Annotated in this window: 20 protein-coding genes; 11 read left to right on the top strand and 9 right to left on the bottom strand. The window is 53.9% G+C overall.

From position 1 onward, the window contains the following. Positions 1-32: 32 nt before the first annotated feature. Together znuB and znuC are read right to left on the bottom strand one after the other, a co-directional pair. Positions 33-818 carry a zinc ABC transporter permease subunit ZnuB gene (gene znuB, locus AAIR21_RS00575; RefSeq protein ID WP_183516190.1) on the bottom strand — a complete coding sequence of 262 codons (786 nt, stop codon included), beginning with the start codon at positions 816-818 and terminating at the stop codon, positions 33-35. Continuing rightward, positions 815-1570, bottom strand: a complete 756-nt coding sequence (gene znuC / locus AAIR21_RS00570) for a zinc ABC transporter ATP-binding protein ZnuC (RefSeq protein WP_014170638.1) — start codon at positions 1568-1570, stop codon at positions 815-817. The genes znuB and znuC overlap by 4 nt, the downstream gene beginning before the upstream one ends. A gap of 77 nt (positions 1571-1647) precedes the next feature. On the opposite strand from znuC, the gene znuA reads away from it, so the two are divergent. From znuA to lpxM, 3 genes are all read left to right on the top strand, one after another. Next, the gene (gene znuA / locus AAIR21_RS00565) at positions 1648-2592 is read left to right on the top strand and encodes a zinc ABC transporter substrate-binding protein ZnuA (RefSeq protein ID WP_183516191.1); all 945 of its coding nucleotides are present in this window, start codon (positions 1648-1650) and stop codon (positions 2590-2592) included. 15 nt (positions 2593-2607) lie between these two features. Continuing rightward, a complete protein-coding gene (mepM, locus tag AAIR21_RS00560) occupies positions 2608-3927 on the top strand; it encodes a murein DD-endopeptidase MepM (RefSeq protein ID WP_014170636.1) in 1320 nt (439 codons plus the stop codon). Between the two features lie 119 nt (positions 3928-4046). Further along, entirely contained in the window at positions 4047-5018 is a 972-nt protein-coding gene (gene lpxM / locus AAIR21_RS00555; RefSeq protein WP_113656008.1) for a lauroyl-Kdo(2)-lipid IV(A) myristoyltransferase, read from the top strand. A 56-nt stretch (positions 5019-5074) separates the two neighbouring features. Here the strand turns inward: lpxM and pyk are convergent, their stop codons facing one another. Both pyk and AAIR21_RS00545 read right to left on the bottom strand, forming a co-directional pair. Further along, entirely contained in the window at positions 5075-6517 is a 1443-nt protein-coding gene (gene pyk, locus AAIR21_RS00550) for a pyruvate kinase (protein ID WP_020883399.1), read from the bottom strand. A gap of 124 nt (positions 6518-6641) precedes the next feature. Continuing rightward, positions 6642-7511 (bottom strand): MurR/RpiR family transcriptional regulator, encoded by an 870-nt coding sequence (locus AAIR21_RS00545; protein ID WP_025203851.1) that lies wholly within the window; start codon positions 7509-7511, stop codon positions 6642-6644. 357 nt (positions 7512-7868) lie between these two features. Between AAIR21_RS00545 and zwf the strand changes: the two genes are divergently transcribed. The 3 genes from zwf to kdgA all read left to right on the top strand — a co-directional run bounded on the left by zwf (position 7869) and on the right by kdgA (position 12071). Continuing rightward, complete coding sequence (gene zwf, locus AAIR21_RS00540; RefSeq protein ID WP_020883401.1) at positions 7869-9344, top strand: glucose-6-phosphate dehydrogenase; 1476 nt, start codon at positions 7869-7871, stop codon at positions 9342-9344. Positions 9345-9578: 234 nt separating this feature from the next. Further along, positions 9579-11390 carry a phosphogluconate dehydratase gene (edd, locus tag AAIR21_RS00535; RefSeq protein ID WP_183516192.1) on the top strand — a complete coding sequence of 604 codons (1812 nt, stop codon included), beginning with the start codon at positions 9579-9581 and terminating at the stop codon, positions 11388-11390. 39 nt (positions 11391-11429) lie between these two features. Continuing rightward, entirely contained in the window at positions 11430-12071 is a 642-nt protein-coding gene (gene kdgA, locus AAIR21_RS00530) for a bifunctional 4-hydroxy-2-oxoglutarate aldolase/2-dehydro-3-deoxy-phosphogluconate aldolase (protein ID WP_020883402.1), read from the top strand. 41 nt (positions 12072-12112) lie between these two features. On the opposite strand, the gene purT is transcribed toward kdgA, so the two are convergent. Next, on the bottom strand, positions 12113-13291 hold the full coding sequence (gene purT / locus AAIR21_RS00525; RefSeq protein WP_020883403.1) for a formate-dependent phosphoribosylglycinamide formyltransferase: 1179 nt from the start codon (positions 13289-13291) through the stop codon (positions 12113-12115). A gap of 170 nt (positions 13292-13461) precedes the next feature. Between purT and AAIR21_RS00520 the strand changes: the two genes are divergently transcribed. Together AAIR21_RS00520 and ptrB are read left to right on the top strand one after the other, a co-directional pair. Continuing rightward, positions 13462-14112 carry a tellurite resistance TerB family protein gene (locus tag AAIR21_RS00520; protein ID WP_014170628.1) on the top strand — a complete coding sequence of 217 codons (651 nt, stop codon included), beginning with the start codon at positions 13462-13464 and terminating at the stop codon, positions 14110-14112. A gap of 85 nt (positions 14113-14197) precedes the next feature. Beyond that, the gene (gene ptrB / locus AAIR21_RS00515; protein WP_032678427.1) at positions 14198-16258 is read left to right on the top strand and encodes an oligopeptidase B; all 2061 of its coding nucleotides are present in this window, start codon (positions 14198-14200) and stop codon (positions 16256-16258) included. Here the strand turns inward: ptrB and exoX are convergent. From exoX to AAIR21_RS00500, 3 genes are all read right to left on the bottom strand, one after another. Further along, positions 16255-16917, bottom strand: a complete 663-nt coding sequence (gene exoX, locus AAIR21_RS00510; RefSeq protein ID WP_183516193.1) for an exodeoxyribonuclease X — start codon at positions 16915-16917, stop codon at positions 16255-16257. The genes ptrB and exoX overlap by 4 nt on opposite strands. A gap of 24 nt (positions 16918-16941) precedes the next feature. Continuing rightward, positions 16942-17592, bottom strand: coding sequence for a carbon-nitrogen hydrolase family protein (locus tag AAIR21_RS00505; RefSeq protein WP_148576286.1), 651 nt, complete (start codon positions 17590-17592; stop codon positions 16942-16944). Between the two features lie 109 nt (positions 17593-17701). Beyond that, positions 17702-17932, bottom strand: coding sequence for a DNA polymerase III subunit theta (locus tag AAIR21_RS00500; protein ID WP_013096102.1), 231 nt, complete (start codon positions 17930-17932; stop codon positions 17702-17704). Between the two features lie 137 nt (positions 17933-18069). Between AAIR21_RS00500 and yobA the strand changes: the two genes are divergently transcribed. Genes yobA through AAIR21_RS00485 form a run of 3 tightly spaced genes read left to right on the top strand, consistent with a single transcriptional unit; the run spans position 18070 to position 19667 of the window. Then, a complete protein-coding gene (yobA, locus tag AAIR21_RS00495; RefSeq protein ID WP_113656005.1) occupies positions 18070-18441 on the top strand; it encodes a CopC domain-containing protein YobA in 372 nt (123 codons plus the stop codon). Between the two features lies 1 nt (position 18442). Further along, positions 18443-19312 carry a copper homeostasis membrane protein CopD gene (gene copD, locus AAIR21_RS00490; RefSeq protein WP_113656004.1) on the top strand — a complete coding sequence of 290 codons (870 nt, stop codon included), beginning with the start codon at positions 18443-18445 and terminating at the stop codon, positions 19310-19312. Positions 19313-19328: 16 nt separating this feature from the next. After that, positions 19329-19667, top strand: coding sequence for a YebY family protein (locus AAIR21_RS00485; protein ID WP_014170622.1), 339 nt, complete (start codon positions 19329-19331; stop codon positions 19665-19667). A 689-nt stretch (positions 19668-20356) separates the two neighbouring features. Here the strand turns inward: AAIR21_RS00485 and AAIR21_RS00480 are convergent. Next, positions 20357-21223, bottom strand: a complete 867-nt coding sequence (locus AAIR21_RS00480) for a glycosyl transferase family 17 (protein WP_020883409.1) — start codon at positions 21221-21223, stop codon at positions 20357-20359. Positions 21224-21270 lie beyond the last annotated feature (47 nt).

The following is a 21270-nucleotide window of genomic DNA, read 5'->3' as shown; positions in this document are numbered from 1 at the left end:
CAGAGGTCCCCTCTCCCGGGTGGGAGAGGCGATCAGCTTGCAGGCTTCTTCATCATACTGAAGATAAACAGCACCGCCGCACACAGCACCACAGACGGGCCGGCAGGGGTATCGTAGAACGCCGAGAAGGTTAACCCTCCCGTTACCGCAATCATCCCGATGATAACCGCGACACCGGCCATTTGCTCCGGCGTACGGGCAAAACGACGCGCAGTGGCCGCGGGGATAATCAGCAGGGAAGTGATGATCAGCGCGCCGACGAATTTCATCGCCACACCAATCGTTAACGCCGTCACCAGCATCAGCAACAGCTTCACGCGCTGCAGCTTCACGCCGTCGACAAACGCCAGATCCGGGCTGACGGTCATCGCCAGCAAATTACGCCACTGCCAGAGCAGAATACCCAGCACGACCACCACACCAGCGGCGATGGAGATCAGATCTTCAGGCGTCACGGCCAGCAGGTCACCGAACAGGTAGGCCATCAGATCAACACGAATGTTCGACATCAGGCTCACGACCACCAGACCCAGCGACAGGGCGCTGTGGGCCATAATACCAAGCAGCGTATCGATGGCGAGGTGAGGGCGCTTTTCCAGCCATACCAGCCCTGCGGCTAGCAGCAGCGTGACCACAATCACCGCGTAGAAGGGATTCACGTCCAGTAACAGGCCAAAGGCAACGCCCAGCAGAGACGCGTGTGCCAGCGTATCGCCAAAATAGGACATTCTGCGCCACACCACAAACGAGCCCAGTGGGCCCGCGGCGCAGGCAAGCATAATCCCGGCCAGCCAGCCGGGCAATAAAAGTTCAATCATGAGTGTCCATTTCCCCGGCGCAGGACAATTCGTCCCTGTAAATCATGGCGGTGATTGTGATGATGGCGATAAATTCCCAGTTGCTCAGCGCCGCGAGGGCCGAACATGGAGATGAATTCAGGGTGCATTGACACCACTTCCGGCGTGCCGGAACAGCAGATGTGATGGTTAAGGCACAAGACTTCGTCGGTCTTGGCCATCACCAGATGGAGATCGTGGGATACCATCAGCACCGCACAGTTGAGTTCGCGGCGTAGCTGGTCGATTAAATCATAAAGTGCGACCTGACCATTGACGTCCACACCCTGCGTCGGCTCATCCAACACCAGAAGCTGTGGGCTGCTCAACAGGGCGCGGGCAAGCAATACGCGCTGGGTTTCACCGCCGGACAGTTTCTGCAGCGGGGCATCAATCAGATGGCCTGCCTGCACGCGTTTGAGCGCCGGAAGAATATCGGCTTTATGTGTCCCGGGGCGCAGACGCAGGAAGCGGCTAACCGTCAGCGGCAGTGTGGCGTCGAGGTGGAGTTTTTGCGGCACATAGCCGATGCGTAATTTTTCCTCACGGCGGATAACCCCTTCGTCAGGTGTTACCAGACCCAGCACCACACGCACCAGGGTGGATTTCCCTGCGCCATTGGGGCCGAGCAGCGTCAGAATTTTGCCGGGTTTCAGATCCAGCGACACGTCAGAGAGGACGCGACGTTGGCCAAATGAGACCGAAATATTGTCGAGAGAAACCAAAGTTGTCATGTCAATTTAAGCTTGCAGAAGTCAACGAATGTTATAATATCACATCCCACGCATTCATTACGATGATTAGTCGCATTATGTTACATAAAAATACGCTTCTTTTCGCAGCATTATCCGCTGCCCTTTGGGGTTCAACAGCACAAGATGTTAACGCTGCTGTTGTCGCTTCGCTTAAACCGCTCGGTTTCATTGCTTCCGCGATTGCAGATGGGGTTACTGACACCCAGGTTCTGCTCCCTGATGGGGCTTCCGAGCATGATTATTCCCTGCGTCCATCTGATGTAAAACGCTTACAAAACGCGGACTTAGTTGTCTGGATTGGTCCAGAGATGGAAGCGTTTATGCAGAAGTCGGCAAAACAGGTGCCGGGCGAAAAACAGGTCGCCATTGCCGAACTCCCGGGCGTGAAACCGTTGCTCATGAAAGGGGCTGACGACGACGGTGATGAACATGATGCCGGACACGCCGACGGCGAAAAAGGTGATGGGGATCACCATCACGGCGAGTACAACATGCACCTTTGGCTATCCCCAGAGATAGCGCGGCTTTCGGCGGTTGCAATCCATGACAAATTAGTGGAACTTATGCCGCAAAGTCGAGCCAAACTAGACGCCAACCTGAAGCATTTTGAGGCACAATTAGCCGCAACCGATAAGCAGGTGGGTAATGAGCTCGCACCGTTGAAAGGAAAAGGGTATTTCGTTTTTCATGACGCCTATGGCTATTACGAGAAACACTACGGCCTGACCCCGCTGGGGCACTTTACCGTCAACCCTGAAATTCAACCTGGTGCGCAGCGTTTACATGAAATCAGAACACAGTTGGTTGAGCAGAAAGCGACATGCGTTTTTGCTGAGCCACAGTTCAGGCCAGCGGTCGTAGAAGCCGTGGCCAGGGGAACATCCGTGCGCATGGGAACCCTTGACCCGCTAGGTACGAATATCCAGTTGAGCAAAGCGAGCTATTCGCAGTTTCTCAGCCAACTGGCGAACCAGTATGCGAGCTGCCTGAAAGGAGATTAACGAGGAAGTGAATACGTGCAACAGATAGCCCGCTCTGTCGCCCTGGCATTTAACAATCTGCCTCGACCCCATCGCGTTATGCTGGGGTCTCTTACAGTTCTCACGTTAGCGGTCGCCGTCTGGCGGCCCTATGTTTACCATCCGAGTTCTGCCCCAATCATCAAAACCATCGAGCTTGAGAAGAGCGAGATCCGCTCTCTCCTCCCTGAGGCCAGTGAACCTATCGACCAGGCGGCTCAGGAAGATGAAGCCATCCCGCAGGATGAGCTGGACGATAAAACTGAGAATGAAGCGGGGATCCACGAATATGTCGTTTCGACGGGTGATACGTTAAGCAGCGTTCTGAACCAGTACGGTATCGACATGGGAAACATCAGCCAGCTGGCGGCGGCTGATAAAGATCTTCGTAACCTGAAAATTGGTCAACAGCTCTCCTGGACGTTAACCGCTGATGGCGATCTGCAACGCCTGACCTGGGAAATGTCCCGTCGCGAAACCCGCACCTACGATCGCACTGCAAACGGTTTCAAAATGACCAGTGAAATGCAGAAAGGCGACTGGGTGAACAGCGTGATGAAAGGGACCGTAGGCGCAAGCTTTGTCTCCAGCGCGCGCGATGCGGGGCTGACCAGCGCCGAGATCAGCTCGGTAATCAAAGCTATGCAGTGGCAAATGGACTTCCGCAAACTGAAGAAAGGCGATGAATTCTCCGTTCTCATGTCCCGTGAAATGCTTGACGGCAAGCGTGAGCAGAGCCAACTGGTGGGTGTGCGTCTGCGCTCTGATGGCAAAGATTACTACGCCATTCGTGCCGAAGACGGTAAGTTCTACGACCGCAGCGGTACCGGGCTTGCGAAGGGCTTCCTGCGCTTCCCGACGGCTAAACAATTCCGAGTCTCATCCAACTTTAACCCGCGCCGCCTGAACCCGGTCACCGGGCGTGTTGCGCCGCACCGTGGCGTTGACTTTGCCATGCCGCAGGGGACACCTGTGCTGGCTGTGGGTGATGGCGAAGTGGTGATTGCAAAACGTAGCGGTGCAGCCGGGTATTATGTCGCGGTGCGTCATGGTCGTACCTATACCACCCGCTATATGCACCTGCGTAAGCTGCTGGTTAAGCCGGGACAGAAAGTGAAACGTGGCGACCGTATCGCGCTCTCCGGGAATACCGGGCGCTCTACCGGGCCGCATTTGCACTATGAGGTGTGGATTAACCAACAGGCAGTGAACCCGCTTACGGCGAAACTGCCGCGTACCGAAGGCCTGACAGGTAAAGATCGTTCCGATTACCTGGCGCAGGTGAAAGAGGTGATTCCGCAGCTGCGCTTTGATTAAGCCCTCTGTTTAGTGAAAAAGCCGGCCTCAGTATGTGCCGGCTTTTTGTTTTGTACGCGAGCGGCTGCCTCGCTACACTATCTGAATGAAATTTTGCGTCACCAGACCCTGGAACCAGCATGGAAACCCAAAAAAACAATATTGAGTACATTCCTGAGTTTGAAAAATCTTTTCGCCACCCGCGCAACTGGAGTGCCTGGCTTGGCGTTTACGCATTTGCGGGGATTGCGATGTTACCTGCCTCGGTTCGCGATCCGGTACTGGGAAAAATAGGCCGACTGGCGGGTCGGTTTGGTAAAAGTGCCCGTCGCCGTGCGCAGATTAACCTCCTGTACTGTTTCCCGGAGAAGAGTGACGCCGAGCGCGAAGCGCTGATTGACGACATGTACACAACCGCGCCTCAGGCCATGGCAATGATGGCCGAACTGGCGCTCAAAGGGCCGGAGAAAGTTCAGAGGCGTGTTGACTGGAAAGGGCTGGAAATCATCGAAGAGATGCGCCGCAACAACGAGAAGGTGATCTTCCTCGTTCCTCACGGCTGGGGTGTGGATATCCCTGCGATGCTGATGGCGTCACAGGGGCAGAAAATGGCGGCAATGTTCCATAACCAGGGCAATAAGATCTTTGATTACGTCTGGAACACCGTGCGGCGCCGTTTTGGTGGCCGTCTGCATGCGCGTAATGATGGCATCAAACCGTTTATACAGTCCGTGCGTCAGGGCTACTGGGGTTACTATCTGCCGGATCAGGACCACGGCCCCGAGCACAGTGAGTTTGTGGATTTCTTCGCGACGTATAAAGCCACGTTGCCGGCGATTGGCCGCCTGATGAAAGTCTGCCGTGCGCGCGTCATCCCGCTGTTTCCGGTATACGACGGGAAAACCCATCGCCTGAGCATTGAAGTGCGTCCACCTATGGATGATTTACTGACGGCGGACGATCACACCATTGCGCGTCGAATGAACGAAGAGGTCGAGATTCTGGTGGGACCGCATGCTGAGCAATACACGTGGATACTGAAGTTGCTCAAAACGCGTAAGCCCGGTGAAACAGAGCCGTACAAACGCAAAGAGCTTTACCCGAAGAAATAAGCAGAAATAAAAAAAAGCCCGCTTCGAAAAGAGCGGGCTTTTTAACAGGGACGTACTTACTCGACGGTCAATACGCGAGTGGTATTGGTCGAGCCGATGGTGCTCATCACGTCACCCTGAGTCACAATCACGATATCACCGGAGACCAGATAGCCTTTGTCGCGCAGCAGGTTCACGGCGTCGTGGGCAGCCGCGACACCGTCGTTGGTGCTGTCGAAGTGAACCGGCGTGACACCGCGATACAGCGCCGTCAGGTTCAGCGTACGCTCGTGACGGGACATGGCGAAGATGGGCAGACCGGAGCTGATACGGGAGGTCATCAGCGCGGTACGGCCAGATTCGGTCATGGTGATAATCGCCGTTACGCCTTTCAGGTGGTTAGCGGCGTACATGGCAGACATCGCAATCGCTTCTTCCACGTTGTCGAACTGCACGTCCAGACGGTGTTTAGAGACGTTGATGCTTGGGATCTTTTCAGCACCCAGGCAAACGCGTGCCATCGCGGCTACGGTTTCAGCAGGGTACTGGCCGGCTGCGGTTTCTGCAGAAAGCATTACGGCATCGGTACCGTCCAGCACGGCGTTAGCCACGTCCATCACCTCTGCACGGGTCGGCATTGGGTTGGTGATCATGGATTCCATCATCTGGGTTGCGGTGATCACGGCGCGGTTAAGCTGACGTGCACGGCGGATCAGGGCTTTCTGGATCCCCACCAGTTCAGGGTCGCCAATTTCCACGCCCAGATCGCCACGGGCAACCATCACCACGTCAGACGCCAGAATCACGTCATCCATCGCGTCCTGATCGCAAACGGCTTCCGCACGTTCCACTTTAGCAACGATTTTGGCATCACAGCCCGCATCACGTGCCAGACGGCGCGCGTAGTTCAGGTCTTCGCCACAGCGTGGGAAGGAGACGGCCAGGTAGTCAACGCCAATCAGCGCAGCGGTCACGATATCTGCTTTATCTTTATCGGTCAGCGCCTCGGCTGAGAGGCCACCGCCGAGTTTGTTAATGCCTTTGTTGTTTGAGAGCGGGCCCCCGACGGTGACTTCGGTGAATACCTTCATCCCCTGAACTTCCAGCACTTTCAGCTGAACGCGACCGTCGTCGAGCAGCAGGATATCGCCAGGCACAACATCAGCCGGCAGACCTTTATAGTCGATCCCAACTTTTTCTTTATCGCCTTCGCCTTTACCCAGGTTGGCATCAAGCAGGAATTTGTCGCCGATATTGAGGAAGACTTTACCTTCTTTGAAGGTTGAAACACGAATTTTTGGACCCTGCAGGTCCCCGAGGATAGCAACATGACGGCCAAGTTTGGCCGCAATTTCACGCACTTTGTCGGCACGTAATTTATGGTCTTCTGGCGTACCGTGAGAGAAGTTCATACGCACCACGTTGGCACCCGCGGCGATAATTTTCTCGAGATTGTTATCGCGGTCAGTGGCCGGGCCTAAGGTGGTTACGATCTTGGTTCTGCGAAGCCTTCTGGACATGTAATACTCCGTTGACTGAAACAACTTTGGTGTTGCGTGAACATTAAATCGGCCTTCATCTGCTGCAAGGCAACAGAGAGAGGACCGAATGCCGTAAATCGTTACATCGTAGTTATTAAACTATTTAGGGAACATCGCTTTTCATAAGCAATTCTTTATCAAAACGCGATTCCTTAAGCGCTTCCTTGACACGCTTCAAGTTATCTCTGAATTTTGCGCCACGGCGCAGGGTGAAACCGGTTGCCAGCACGTCAATCACCGTGAGCTGCGCCAGACGGGAGACCATCGGCATATACATGTCGGTGTCTTCCGGGACGTCAAGGGTGATGGCGAGCGTCGCTTCTCTTGCCAGCGGCGTGCCCGCCGTCGTGAGGGCAATAACCATGGCATCGTTTTCACGCGCCAGTTGCGCCAGCTCCACCTGGCTTTTGGTGCGCCCAGTGTGCGAAATGAGTACCACGACATCATCTTCACTGCAATTCATACAGCTCATGCGTTGCAGGACAATGTCATCGGAATAAATGACCGGGACGTTAAAGCGGAAGAATTTATTCATGGCGTCATGCGCCACGGCCGCCGACGAGCCGAGGCCAAAGAACGCAATGCGCTTGGCCTGGGTCAGTAAATCCACCGCGCGGTTCACGGAATTCATATCCAGGGACTGGCGAACGTGGTCCAGCGTAGCCATGGCCGACTCAAATATTTTTGCCGTATAGGCATCAACACTGTCGTCTTCATCCACATTGCGATTAACATAAGGCGTGCCGTTTGCCAGACTTTGTGCAAGATGCAGTTTAAAATCAGGAAAGCCGCGCGTTTCAAGGCTACGGCAGAAGCGGTTAACCGTCGGTTCGCTGACGCCTGCCTCCTGCGCCAGAGCGGCGATGCTTGAATGAATCGCCTGAGCAGGAGCGGCAAGAATGACTTCGGCCACTTTTCGCTCGGATTTGCTAAGGTGTTCCAGTTGGAACTGGATTTTTTCCAGCATGTTCATTGTTAACAGGGCGCTCATGGGTGGAAACGATTTCATTAATTCATGAAATCATGATTCGATTTAGCCGATATTACCCCTGCGGCTTCCATAAAGGGTAACAGTCGACAAGATAATGTTGTTGTTTTTTTTCATTACTTGATCGGTGTCGGGTTTTGTTATGACCCTGTAGTTCAAAGAATCAACGCTTTTTACGTGATTCCGCCACCACACGCGTCTGACGGCGAAAAAATCGCGGTATCGCACGCGAGGTTAAGCGCTAATGGTTTCGGGAATGACGTAAAAGCAGTACAGTGCAACGTAATAAAATTACAACGATACCTGGCAGAAGTACCAGGTGATCCAACTGAGGAGAATGACATGGCGGTAACGCAAACAGCCCAGGCATGTGACCTGGTCATTTTCGGCGCGAAAGGCGATCTTGCACGCCGGAAATTGCTGCCTTCCCTGTATCAACTGGAGAAAGCGGGCCAAATTCATCCGGATACGCGTATCCTGGGCGTTGGGCGCGCCGACTGGGACAAGGAAGCTTATACCAAGGTCGTACGCGAGGCGCTCGAAACTTTCATGAAGGAAAAGATTGATGAAAGTTTGTGGGATACCCTCAGCGGACGTCTTGATTTCTGTAACCTGGACGTGAACGACGTCAGCGCGTTTAACCGTTTAGGCGCGATGCTGGATCAGAAAAACCGTGTCACCATTAACTACTTCGCCATGCCGCCAAGCACTTTCGGTGCAATCTGCAAAGGCCTGGGCGAAGCGAAGCTGAACGCTAAACCGGCACGCGTGGTGATGGAGAAACCGCTGGGGACCTCTCTTTCAACCTCACGTGAAATTAACGACCAGGTCGGCGAGTACTTCGAAGAGTGCCAGGTCTACCGTATCGACCACTATCTCGGTAAAGAGACGGTACTGAACCTGCTGGCGCTGCGTTTTGCCAACTCCCTGTTTGTGAATAACTGGGACAACCGTACCATCGACCATGTGGAAATCACGGTGGCCGAAGAGGTAGGTATCGAAGGCCGCTGGGGTTACTTTGACCAGGCCGGTCAGATGCGCGACATGATCCAGAACCACCTGCTGCAAATCCTTTGCATGATTGCCATGTCTCCACCGTCTGACCTGACGGCGGACAGCATTCGTGACGCTAAAGTGAAAGTGCTGAAGTCACTGCGTCGCATCGATCGCTCAAACGTGCGTGAGAAAACGGTACGCGGCCAGTACACCGCAGGGTTTGCTCAGGGTAAAAAAGTGCCGGGCTACCTGGAAGAAGAGGGCGCCAACAAGGCGAGCAATACCGAGACGTTTGTGGCGATCCGCGTGGATATCGATGACTGGCGCTGGGCGGGCGTTCCGTTCTACCTGCGTACCGGTAAACGTCTGCCGACCAAATGCTCTGAAGTGGTCGTTTACTTCAAAAACCCTGAACTCAACCTGTTCAAAGAGTCCTGGCAGGAGCTGCCACAGAACAAACTGACCATTCGTCTGCAGCCAGACGAAGGGGTGGACATCCAGATCCTGAACAAAGTGCCGGGCCTGGATCACAAACATAACCTGCAGACCACCAAGCTGGACCTGAGCTACTCCGAAACGTTCAATCAGACGCACCTTGCCGATGCTTACGAGCGTCTGCTGCTGGAAACCATGCGCGGTATCCAGGCGCTGTTCGTGCGTCGCGATGAAGTGGAAGAAGCGTGGAAATGGGTCGACTCCATCACTGAAGCCTGGGCTGCGGATCAGGATGCGCCAAAACCGTATCAGGCGGGCACCTGGGGGCCTGTCGCGTCCGTCGCGATGATCACCCGTGATGGCCGCTCCTGGAATGAGTTTGAGTAAAATAATCAGCTGCCTCTTAGGTGTTATTTTACCGGTAACATGATCTAACACAGCTCGTGGCACAATTTATAAACTTTTAAGCTCCGCGTGGATTCACCCGCGGAGCTTTTTTTATTACACTGCCGGAAGTGATTTTGCCCCTGAGCTCCGGACAGCAAGCGTTTCAGCGTTGTTAATAATCGCCAGCGACTTTGTAAACTCCCGAGCCCGGACAGATAAATTAGAGGAGCTTTTATGAATCCGACATTGTTACGCGTAACACAACGCATTATTGAGCGCTCGAAAGAGACCCGTTCTGCCTACCTCGCCCGGATTGAACAGGCTAAAAGTAATACCGTTCATCGCTCACAACTCGCCTGCGGTAACCTGGCGCACGGTTTCGCCGCCTGCCAGCCCGACGATAAAGCCTCGCTGAAAAGCATGCTGCGTAACAATATCGCCATCATTACCTCCTACAACGACATGCTTTCTGCGCATCAGCCGTACGAAGTGTATCCGGAGATCATCCGTAAAGCGCTGCACAGCGTCAATGCGGTAGGCCAGGTCGCGGGCGGCGTGCCGGCCATGTGCGACGGCGTGACGCAGGGTCAGGATGGGATGGAGCTCTCTCTGCTGAGCCGCGAAGTGATTGCGATGTCGGCCGCAGTGGGCCTGTCTCACAATATGTTTGATGGCGCGCTGTACCTCGGCGTGTGCGATAAAATCGTCCCGGGGCTGGCCATGGCAGCGCTGTCGTTTGGTCATCTGCCTGCGATCTTCGTGCCATCAGGTCCGATGGCAAGCGGCCTGCCAAACAAAGAAAAAGTGCGTATCCGTCAGCTGTTTGCGGAAGGTAAAGCAGACCGTCAGGCACTGCTGGAAGCGGAAGCTGCCTCCTACCATGCGCCGGGCACCTGTACCTTCTACGGTACGGCCAACACCAACCAGATGGTGGTGGAATTTATGGGGATGCAGCTTCCTGGATCCTCTTTCATTCAGCCGGATGCGCCACTGCGTAAGGCCCTGACTGAAGCAGCTGCCCGCCAGGTAACGCGTCTGACCGGTAACGGCAACGCGTGGATGCCGCTGGGTAAAATGGTCGACGAGAAAGTGATCGTCAACGGTATCGTTGCGCTGCTGGCAACCGGCGGTTCAACAAACCACACCATGCATCTGGTGGCAATGGCGCGCGCGGCGGGCATCCTGATTAACTGGGATGATTTCTCTGATATCTCGTCTGTGGTGCCCCTGATGGCGCGCCTGTACCCGAACGGCCCGGCTGACATCAACCACTTCCAGGCTGCCGGTGGCGTGCCGGTGCTGATGCGCGAGCTGCTGAAAGGCGGTCTGCTGCATGAAGATGTGAACACCGTGGCGGGCTTTGGTCTGCAGCGTTATACCCATGAGCCGTGGCTCAATAACGGTGAGCTTGACTGGCGTGAAGGCGCCACCGCCTCGCTTGACGCACAGGTTATCGCCACCTTTGAACAACCGTTCTCTCGTCACGGCGGCACCAAAGTGCTCAGCGGTAACCTGGGGCGTGCGGTGATGAAAACCTCCGCCGTACCGGAAGAGAACCAGATTATCGAAGCGCCGGCCGTGGTGTTTGAAAGCCAGCATGACGTTTTGCCTGCGTTTGATACCGGTCTGCTCGACAAAGATTGCGTCGTTGTGGTGCGCCATCAGGGGCCAAAAGCGAACGGGATGCCAGAATTACATAAACTTATGCCGCCACTTGGTGTATTATTGGACCGCCGTTTCAAAATTGCGTTAGTGACCGATGGACGCCTCTCTGGCGCATCAGGTAAAGTGCCTTCTGCTATCCACGTGACCCCGGAAGCTTACGACGGCGGTTTGCTGGCGAAAGTTCGTGATGGAGACATGATCCGCGTTAACGGTCAGACAGGTGAGTTAACCCTGCTGGTGGATGACGCTGAACTGGCGGCACGTAAGCCACATATTCCTGACCTGAGCGCATCGCGCGTGGGAACCGGACGCGAAATGTTTGGCGCGCTGCGTGAGAAACTCTCCGGTGCGGAGCAGGGCGCAACCTGTATTACGTTTTAAGACGACTTGATTTTATCGATCTGGCGAGAGAAAACTCTGATGAAAAACTGGAAAACAAGTGCAGAAGCAATCCTGACCACTGGCCCTGTCGTGCCGGTAATCGTGGTGAATAAGCTGGAACATGCTGTCCCGATGGCGAAAGCCCTGGTTGCGGGTGGTGTTCGTGTTCTGGAAGTGACCCTGCGTACCGCCTGCGCGATGGACGCTATTCGCGCTATCGCCAAAGAAGTGCCGGACGCGATCATCGGTGCGGGTACCGTACTGAACGCACAGCAGCTGGCTGACGTGACCGAAGCGGGCGCGCAGTTTGCTATCAGCCCTGGCCTGACCGAGCCGCTGCTGAAAGCTGCAACCGAAGGCACGATCCCTCTGATCCCGGGTATCAGCACCGTATCTGAGCTGATGATGGGTATGGATTACGGCCTGAAAGAGTTCAAATTCTTCCCGGCTGAAGCTAACGGCGGCACCAAAGCACTGCAGGCTATTGCGGGTCCATTCTCTCAGGTTCGCTTCTGCCCGACGGGTGGTATCTCTCCGGCAAACTACCGTGACTACCTGGCGCTGAAAAGTGTCCTGTGCATCGGCGGCTCATGGCTGGTTCCTGCGGATGCGCTGGAAGCAGGCGACTGGGATCGCATCACTAAACTGGCTCGCGAAGCGGTTGAAGGCGCGAAGCAGTAAGCGAAGACAGTATGAAAAACGGGCCTGCTGGCCCGTTTTTTTTATCCTGCAACCTTCACATTCGCGGCGGCTGTTTTGGCTCTTGCTACAGCCTCATCCACGTTTTCACCGGTCGCTAGCGCCACGCCAAGGCGGCGCGTGCCGTCAATCTCCGGTTTCCCGAACAGACGAACCTGCAAGCCTGCACCCATAGCCCCTTCGACGTTATCAAAGGTGACGTTCTGGCTGGTTAATTGCGGCAGGATCACCGCCGAAGCCGCCGGGCCGTACTGACGAATGCCGCCAACGGGCAGGCCGAGGAAGGCGCGCACATGCAGGGCGAATTCAGAAAGGTCCTGTGAAATCAGCGTGACCATCCCGGTATCGTGCGGGCGAGGGGAGACTTCACTGAAAATTACCTCATCGCCGCAGACAAACAGCTCCACGCCAAACAATCCGTAACCGCCCAGCGCCAGAACCACTTTACGGGCAATTTCCTGCGCACGTGCCAGCGCCAGGTCGCTCATCTGCTGCGGCTGCCAGGACTCACGATAGTCGCCATCTTCCTGACGGTGGCCAATCGGATCGCAGAAATGGACGCCATCAACGGCGCTGACCGTCAGCAGCGTGATTTCGAAATCAAACTTTACGACACCTTCGATAATCACGCGACCGGCACCGGCACGTCCTCCCTGCTGGGCATACTCCCACGCCTTATCCAGCGTGCTGCTGTCGCGGATAAAGCTCTGTCCTTTACCGGAGGAACTCATGACGGGCTTAATGATGCACGGGTAGCCAATTTCGTCGACAGCCTGCAGGAAAGCGGCTTTATCGCCGGCAAAACGGTAGCCTGAGGTAGGTAAGGCCAGCTCTTCAGCTGCCAGACGACGAATGCCTTCGCGGTTCATGGTCAGTTTGGCCGCTTTTGCGCAGGGCACCACGTGCTGGCCTTCCTGCTCAAGGGCGATCAGCGTATCGGTGGCAATGGCTTCAATTTCGGGTACCACGAAATCCGGTTTCTCCTGCGTAATCAGCGTACGCAGGGCATCGCCATCCAGCATATTGATCACATAAGAACGGTGGGCGACATGCATGGCAGGTGCGTCAGCGTAACGATCCACTGCAATGACTTCCACGCCCAAACGCTGGCACTCAATGGCGACCTCTTTACCCAGTTCGCCCGATCCTAACAGCATCACACGGGTCGCCGCAGGTCGCAGCGCGGTTCCTAAACGAGTCATAACAATCCCCCTGAAAAAGTTGCGCGCATTATAAACGTAAACGTTTGCGTCTGTCTTGTTCAGGGCCCGAGAGCGGTTAAGAAATTTGCGCTTCTTTAGCCGTGGCAGACATTTCCTGACGCCTGCTCGCTTACGCTGGGAGACATATTTACCGTTAAGTGAGGGAAACCATGTCAGGCTGGCTAAATCAATTGCAATCCATGTTGGGACAGAAAACGTCGTCATCCGGCGAGCAGGGGCTGAGCAAACTCCTGGTACCGGGGGCGCTTGGCGGGCTGGCTGGACTGCTGGTTGCCAATAAATCCTCGCGTAAGTTACTGGCAAAGTATGGTACCGGCGCGCTGCTGGCGGGCGGCGGCGCTATTGCGGGTACCGTACTGTGGAACAAATACAAGGACAGAGTGCGGACCGCGCACAGCGACGAACCCCACTTTGGTGAGCAGACCTCGCCGCTGGATCTGCGTACCGAACGGCTCATCCTGGCGCTGGTGTTCGCGGCGAAAAGCGACGGGCACATTGATGACCAGGAACGATCGGCGATTGAGCAGCAACTGCGCGAAGCCGGTGTCGAAGAAAAGGGCAGAGCGCTGGTGGCGCAGGCCATCGAACAGCCACTCGAACCGCAGCGTCTGGCGCAAAGCGTGAAAAATGAGGAAGAGGCGCTTGAGCTCTATTTTCTGAGCTGTGCCGCCATCGATATCGATCACTTTATGGAGCGCAGCTATCTCAATGCGCTGGGTGATGCCCTGAAGATCCCACAAGATGTCCGGGACGGGATCGAGAAGGATATTCAGGAGCAAAAACGGGCGTTACAGGGCTAACTGCCACCGTCGCAGCCATGTTTCGCTTGCATCATGCGTGGGTTTTGCCAACCTTATAGGGTGTAAAACTCAAAAGAATGATGACATGCCACCGAAAGCCCGACGTACTCCTTATGCGATCACCACGCATGGCGATACGCGTATAGACAATTATTACTGGCTGCGGGACGACTCCCGTTCCCGGCCAGAAGTGCTCGACTACCTGCACGAGGAAAACGACTATGGCCGCAAGGTCATGTCCAGCCAGCAGGCATTGCAGGACCAGCTGTTAAATGAAATGGTGCAGCGTATCCCCCAGCGCGATATTTCCGCGCCCTGGACCAAAAATGGCTATCGATATCGCCATATCTACGAACCTGGCAACGAGTACCCTATCTACCAGCGACAGTCGGTGTTATGCGCCGAATGGGATGAGTGGGACATCCTGCTGGATGCCAACCAGCGCGCCGCCCACAGCGAGTTTTATACCCTCGGCGGCATGTCCATCTCCCCCGATAACACCATTATGGCGCTGGCGGAGGATTACCTCTCCCGTCGTCAGTACGGTTTGCGTTTTCGCAACCTGGAAACCGGTAACTGGTATCCGGAAATGCTGGATAACGTTTCGCCGGACTTTGTCTGGGCGAATGATTCCGAAACGGTCTACTACGTCAAAAAGCATGCCTCCACGTTGCTGCCTTACCAGGTGTGGCGCCATACCGTTGGGACGGATTCTGCTGACGACGAACTGGTTTACGAAGAGAAAGACGAAACGTTTTATGTCAGCCTGCACAAAACCTCGTCCCGCCACTATGTGATTATCTTCCTGGCCAGCGCCACAACCTCTGAAGTTCTGCTTCTGGACGCCGAACTACCCGATGCGCAGCCGCTATGCTTCCTGCCGCGGCGCAAAGATCATGAATACAGCCTCGATCACTTCCAGCACAGCTTTTACCTGCGCTCTAATCGGGAGGGTAAAAACTTTGGCCTCTACAAAACCAAAGTACGCGATGAACGTAAGTGGGAAGTGTTAATCCCCGCCCGGGAGCAGGTGATGCTCGAAGGGTTTACGCTGTTCACCGACTGGCTGGTGGTTGAGGAGCGCCAGCGGGGGCTGACCAGCCTGCGGCAAATTAACCGCAAAACGCGGGAAGTGATCGGGATTGCGTTTGACGACCCGGCCTATGTTACGTGGATAGGGTTTAATCCTGAGCCGGAATCGTCGCGTCTGCGCTACGGCTACTCGTCTATGACCACGCCCGATACGCTCTTTGAGCTGGATATGGACACCGGGCAACGTCAGGTGCTTAAACAGTCCGAAGTGAAAGGGTTCGATTCCGACAACTACCGAAGCGAACACCTGTGGGTTACCGCCCGCGATGGCGTCGAGGTGCCGGTCTCGCTTGTTTATCATCGGGCGCATTTCCAGAAAGGTAAGAATCCGATTCTGGTTTACGGCTACGGCTCCTACGGCTCAAGCATGGACGCTGATTTCAGCAGCAGCCGGTTAAGTCTGCTGGATCGCGGTTTTGTGTTCGCCATTGCGCATGTTCGCGGCGGCGGGGAGCTGGGACAGCACTGGTATGAAGACGGGAAATTCCTGAAAAAGAAAAATACTTTCAATGATTATCTCGACGTCTGCGATGCGTTGATTGAGCAGGGCTATGGCGATCCTGGGCTTTGCTTTGGTATGGGCGGCAGCGCGGGAGGATTATTGATGGGGGCCGTCATCAATCAGCGTCCCGAACGCTTTAAAGGGATTATTGCGCAGGTGCCGTTTGTCGATGTGGTAACGACCATGCTGGATGAATCCATCCCGCTGACGACCGGAGAGTTTGAAGAGTGGGGCAACCCGCAGGATGAGATCTACTATCGCTACATGAAAGAGTACAGCCCGTACGATAATGTGGAAGCGAAAGCGTATCCGCACATGCTGGTGACCACCGGATTGCACGATTCACAGGTGCAATACTGGGAGCCTGCAAAATGGGTGGCGAAACTGCGGGAACTGAAAACCGACGACAACCTGTTGCTGCTGTGCACGGATATGGACTCCGGTCACGGCGGGAAATCGGGACGATTTAAATCTTACGAAGGCGTGGCACTGGAGTATGCGTTTTTGATTGGCCTGGCGCAGGAGACGCTGCCAGGCCGTGCGGAGCGTTAAGCTTCGCCAAGATAGTGCTTAAGCGTTAAACGCAGTTCCGGGCTCATCTTATCGAGGTTGTTATAGAGCCAGCGCAGATAGCCCGGATCTTTATCCGCAATATCGGAAACCGCCCGACCGCGGTATTTGCCAAAGGTGAAGGTAGTCAGCAACGCCGGACGCCCGGTAATGGTCGCCATATCATCTGGGGTCCAGCCGGAGTTATTCATAATATCAATGAGTAACGCGGCGGTGATGTAGCAGTCATACAGGGCGCGGTGATGGTGCAGACCCTCCGGCGTTCTGACGCTCAGCTTACGGGATTTGTACAACGCCATATTGCTGTACTTAATCCCAGGCCAGAGACGACGCGCCAGTTTCATCGTGCAAATCCATTCTCCGGGCATGTCGGGGAGCACCCGGCGGTCAAAACTGGCGTTGTGCGCGACGTACCACGGGCTACCGTAATAATGGAGTATCACCTCTTCTATCCACGGTTTGTCCGCCACCATCGATTCTGTAATGCGATGAATAGCCATTGCCTGCGGGCTGATCGGGCGGTCGGGACGTACCAGATGGCTCATTGGGTTGACTATTTTTCCATCAATCACGTCGACAGAAGCCACTTCCACTATTCCGCCCTGAAGATCGCAGGTTTCGGTATCGATGACGCGCAGCATTGAACTCTCCTGAGCCTAAAACGCCTAGCCTAAAGGAATGATATCGCCTTGCCAACCCTGTCTGCCAAGAGATCCGGTCAATAGCAGTTCACCTTTGTCCGCGCGGACGATCAGCTGACCTTTTTCATCCCATAACGCGCTGCCGCCGCGCGCGTTCGCCATTAACACCGCAATGGCATATTTGTGTGCGAATCGCTGCAGGGTACTGATGGATTGCCGCCAGCGGCTATCTCCCACTGACTGGCAGCTGGTAAACAGCGTCGCCTGTGGGTCGAGATTTGGCGAATCAGCATGTGCATCGATGATCGTCAGCTGTTTATCACCCGGGATCAGGCTTGCACCACGACCCTGAGGGTAGCGCAGGATGCTATGGCGAGAAGGGGTAAACAGGGCAAGGCCTTTCTGACGACGGCCATTCACGTCGAGCGGAAGCCCGGCAATAATAGTGATCCGGTATAATTTCGCGGCGTTTAGCAACGGGGCCAGCTGTTTATCATCGGGAGGGGCAGGGAGCGTCGTTGTCCCTGGGCCAGTTAATGAGAGCTCCGGGAATACCAGCAAATCGCACTGCTGGCGTGCCGCTTCGGCAATGAAACGGAGATGGTGCGCGACATGTTCATCTACATTGTGGTGCAGCCCGGCATACTGGGCCGCAGCAATATTCCATTGTGACATCGTGACTTCCTTTACACAGAGTCGCAGTGATTTAAGAATACACCTAATTTAATCAGGGTTTTCTTATCCTGCCATATTCCGCGTAAGGAAGTGTAACGACTCGTTAAGCTTATTTAACTTTAGGTTCGTACGGTAAACGAGAGAGGTTAACTGAGGCGAGACGATGCGCAATTAAGCGTTCGCGAAACCAGTCGCGCAGATGAGCAGGTTGCTCACGTTCAACCACTTCAGCCACGATGGGCATGTTGTAACGCTCTTTAAATGCGACGCCAGCGGCAGCGAGATCGACATTCACTTTATCCATCTCGTCCTGAGGAAGGGCGGCCAGATTGATCTTCATTACCTTCTCCTTTTTAGACGGCGGCAACGTTACCGCGATTGCTCGACGATGACAAGCAGAGGTGGGATGATCCTCGACTCGCTTATTATACAGAGTTATTCTTTGCCATACAGGCATAACAAAAAGGAATGATTGCGATGGGTTTATCCTCTTCCCGCGCGGCAGGCGCACTGGTCTTTTTGGCCTCTTGCGTGATGTCACCCTCCGTGCTGGCGCACGCTCACCTTAAACAACAGACTCCGGCAGCAGATAGCCTCGTGACGGCACCGCGCACGCTGACGCTGACGTTTTCAGAAGGTATTGAGCCCGGTTTTAGCGGTGTGGTGGTGACGGATGCACAAAAGCAGACCATCAGGACCGGTGCCGTTAAACGCGACGAGAAAGACAAGACGCAGCTGAATGTGTCGCTGGATCGCGAGTTGACGCCCGGAACCTACCAGGTTGACTGGCATGTGGTGTCGGTAGACGGCCACAAGACAAAAGGCAGTTATCACTTTAGCGTGAAATAGCATGCTGGCGATGTGCTACGTAGGGCTGCGCTTTCTCCATTTCGGCGCGTTAATGCTTATTTTTGGCAATGCGCTGTATAGCGTCTGGTTTGCTCCTTCCTCTCTGCAACGGCTCATGTCCCGGCGTTTTCAGTCGCAGCAGAGAATGGCGGCGTTAATCAGCCTGGTGACAGCGCTCCTGATGTTTACGCTTCAGGGTGGGTTAATGGGGAATGGCTGGGGCGATGTCGTCAACCCCGACATCTGGCGTAGCGTGCTGGGGACGCAGTTTGGAAGCGTCTGGCTGTGGCAAATCATTCTCGCGGCCCTTACTGCCGGTACAGCATGGCTGGCTCCGCATAAAGGCTCACGACTGTTACTGCTCGCCATGGGACAGTTCGTCCTGCTGGCGGGAGTAGGGCATGCGACAATGAACGAAGGCGCGGTGGGCGCATTACAGCGTCTTAATCATGCTCTTCATGTGTTATGTGCTGCAACCTGGCTTGGCGGATTACTGCCGCTGCTGTTTTGCATGCGTCTGGCGAAAGGGCAGTGGCAGCCTGCCGCAATCTACACCATGATGCGCTTCTCACGCATGGGGCATTACGCCGTAGCAGGCGTGGTGCTTACCGGCGTTTTCAATGCGCTGTTTATTCTGGGTATCGATATTCCCTGGCAGGCCCGTTACGTGCAATTTTTGTTGTTCAAATGTGCGCTGGTGGCTTTGATGGTGGTAATTGCGCTGGCAAATCGGTATTTTCTGGTGCCACGGTTTCGTGCGCAAAGCGGGCGAGAACAACAAATATTTATCAGAATGACACAAGCAGAAGTGGTGCTGGGTGCGCTGGTGCTGGCTACAGTCAGTCTGTTCGCGACCTGGGAACCCTTCTGACAAGGTTAACTATCCTATGAAAAAGACACTACTCTCTCTCATCTTGCTGGCCTGCACGGGGAGTGCCCTGGCCGCACCACAGGTCATTACCGTCAGCCGTTTTGAAGTGGGTAAGGACAAATGGGCGTTTAATCGTGAAGAGGTGATGCTGACCTGCCGTCCGGGGCACGCCTTGTATGCGATTAACCCAAGCACGCTGGTGCAATACCCTTTAAATGATGTCGCAGAGCAGCAGGTCGCCAGCGGAAAAAGCAGTGGACAGCCAATCAGCGTTATTCAGATTGATGATCCCGCGCATCCGGGGCAGAAGATGAGCCTGGCACCGTTTATCGAGCGTGCAGACACGCTTTGTTAATCTTCGGGTTTCCAATAAAAAACCGCAGATGCTTGCGAAAGCACTGCGGTTTTTCACTTTTAATGATGCTCATACGCTTTTTTTCCGACCGCTTTAACTGAGGACTGGAAAACCTGGCGTCGTCATCTATTCTTAAAAGGCAAGGCGACTTAGCCTGCATTAATGCCAACTTTTAGCGCACGGCTCTCTCCCAAGAGCCATTTCCCTGGACCGAATACAGGAATCGTATTCGGTCTCTTTTTATCTATTTTAAATTTCAGTCACTTACAGCGATCTGCCACCAAAGTACCCTAAAATTGTCCGAACTTGAATATTCGGTATTTCCCGTTATACCACACCGTTTTTAACATTCACAATTCATTTACACGCAAATTTAGGGATCATCACGCACTCTTTTATCCTGCATCCCATTGTGTCCATGCGACGACAGTCAGTGCTGTTTGCCGCTTGAGTGTATGTCGGGACAGTGGCAATCATGGAAGATCGCTTGCAAATTTGCTTACAGGAACTGGGGTAACGGAGAGGTGTAGCACACATATGCGCGGCCATTAACCGTCAACTGTTGCGGAGCTATATCTTTTATCCGGGAAAGACTACGTTAAGGACAACCGGGAAAGGAGAGGGGGCATGGCATCAATGTTGATATAACCACAACACCCCGTTATGTTTGCTGGAAAGATATGACGTGATTAAAGGATAAAGTCTTTAAACTTATCTTTATTGTCAACGAGATAGGCTGGGAATACGGGTTTTTCTAGCGCCTGCCTGATTAGCTTCCTGTCTCTTCCCCAAATATCTTCTGCATTTTTGAGTACTTTCATAATGTGTTCTGGATTATTGAAATCAGGAGTATTGTATTCCTGATGAGAAATAGTCGCCATCTTCTCAGAAATGCGTTCAGGGGACATTACCCAGGAGAAATGCCAGCCACCATTATCGATAGTTTTATTCTTTAATTTAAAGAAGTTCCATTTAAACCACGACCAATTTTTATTTTTACGGGCATGCTTTATATTTCTGAAAGATTCAGGTTCACCATCAAAATAATTTAATAAATTTTTATATGTTGTTGCTCTCGGTAACGTGCATTTTCGGGGAGTACCATTAGTATTAAATACTTGCATATTAAACTGATAATTATAAAAATTTTGATGGATAGTCGTGCACAGATGGCGTGGGTTAATCCTGTCGATCACTGCGGGATCAAAAATTTCGTCTACATCAGAAACAAGAATGATATCGTCAGGCTGTGCGTTTACAAGCCCTTGCATAATGCTATTGCGGTGGTGCGATTCTACAGCCCAGGGATCAACTTCATTATCAGTGGTATATTTTGCACCCGGAATTTTTGTTGGGTCCGTATCGTTTACAACATAAATGATTTTATCGGCGAAACACGTGAACTTCTCGATGTCGAAATTGAGTTTCTTTGGTTTCCCGGTAAAAGTATATGTTGATTCAACAATAACGAATTTGTCAACGACATCCGAGAGTGTGTGTAGACGGATGTCTAACAACATATCTTCATCATAATATAAAAAACAATCATAAATCATCATCAATTCCTTAATCTTTTGCACCGATATCGCGCATTTTTCCTGTC

Source organism: Enterobacter sp. PTB (assembly GCF_051130085.1).
GTDB classification, from domain to species: Bacteria; Pseudomonadota; Gammaproteobacteria; order Enterobacterales; family Enterobacteriaceae; genus Enterobacter; species Enterobacter ludwigii.
Note: the sequence above shows the minus strand (reverse complement) of the source record. Positions and strands in the feature narration are given on the sequence as shown.

What these genes read in the sequence shown, in the direction of transcription:
- znuB (WP_183516190.1), bottom strand. Translation starts at nt 818, where the DNA reads ATGATTGAACTTTTATTGCCCGGCTGGCTGGCCGGGATTATGCTTGCC.
- znuC (WP_014170638.1), bottom strand. Translation starts at nt 1,570, where the DNA reads ATGACAACTTTGGTTTCTCTCGACAATATTTCGGTCTCATTTGGCCAA.
- znuA (WP_183516191.1), top strand. Translation starts at nt 1,648, where the DNA reads ATGTTACATAAAAATACGCTTCTTTTCGCAGCATTATCCGCTGCCCTT.
- lpxM (WP_113656008.1), top strand. Translation starts at nt 4,047, where the DNA reads ATGGAAACCCAAAAAAACAATATTGAGTACATTCCTGAGTTTGAAAAA.
- pyk (WP_020883399.1), bottom strand. Translation starts at nt 6,517, where the DNA reads ATGTCCAGAAGGCTTCGCAGAACCAAGATCGTAACCACCTTAGGCCCG.
- AAIR21_RS00545 (WP_025203851.1), bottom strand. Translation starts at nt 7,511, where the DNA reads ATGAACATGCTGGAAAAAATCCAGTTCCAACTGGAACACCTTAGCAAA.
- zwf (WP_020883401.1), top strand. Translation starts at nt 7,869, where the DNA reads ATGGCGGTAACGCAAACAGCCCAGGCATGTGACCTGGTCATTTTCGGC.
- edd (WP_183516192.1), top strand. Translation starts at nt 9,579, where the DNA reads ATGAATCCGACATTGTTACGCGTAACACAACGCATTATTGAGCGCTCG.
- kdgA (WP_020883402.1), top strand. Translation starts at nt 11,430, where the DNA reads ATGAAAAACTGGAAAACAAGTGCAGAAGCAATCCTGACCACTGGCCCT.
- purT (WP_020883403.1), bottom strand. Translation starts at nt 13,291, where the DNA reads ATGACTCGTTTAGGAACCGCGCTGCGACCTGCGGCGACCCGTGTGATG.
- AAIR21_RS00520 (WP_014170628.1), top strand. Translation starts at nt 13,462, where the DNA reads ATGTCAGGCTGGCTAAATCAATTGCAATCCATGTTGGGACAGAAAACG.
- ptrB (WP_032678427.1), top strand. Translation starts at nt 14,198, where the DNA reads ATGCCACCGAAAGCCCGACGTACTCCTTATGCGATCACCACGCATGGC.
- exoX (WP_183516193.1), bottom strand. Translation starts at nt 16,917, where the DNA reads ATGCTGCGCGTCATCGATACCGAAACCTGCGATCTTCAGGGCGGAATA.
- AAIR21_RS00505 (WP_148576286.1), bottom strand. Translation starts at nt 17,592, where the DNA reads ATGTCACAATGGAATATTGCTGCGGCCCAGTATGCCGGGCTGCACCAC.
- AAIR21_RS00500 (WP_013096102.1), bottom strand. Translation starts at nt 17,932, where the DNA reads ATGAAGATCAATCTGGCCGCCCTTCCTCAGGACGAGATGGATAAAGTG.
- yobA (WP_113656005.1), top strand. Translation starts at nt 18,070, where the DNA reads ATGGGTTTATCCTCTTCCCGCGCGGCAGGCGCACTGGTCTTTTTGGCC.
- copD (WP_113656004.1), top strand. Translation starts at nt 18,443, where the DNA reads ATGCTGGCGATGTGCTACGTAGGGCTGCGCTTTCTCCATTTCGGCGCG.
- AAIR21_RS00485 (WP_014170622.1), top strand. Translation starts at nt 19,329, where the DNA reads ATGAAAAAGACACTACTCTCTCTCATCTTGCTGGCCTGCACGGGGAGT.
- AAIR21_RS00480 (WP_020883409.1), bottom strand. Translation starts at nt 21,223, where the DNA reads ATGATTTATGATTGTTTTTTATATTATGATGAAGATATGTTGTTAGAC.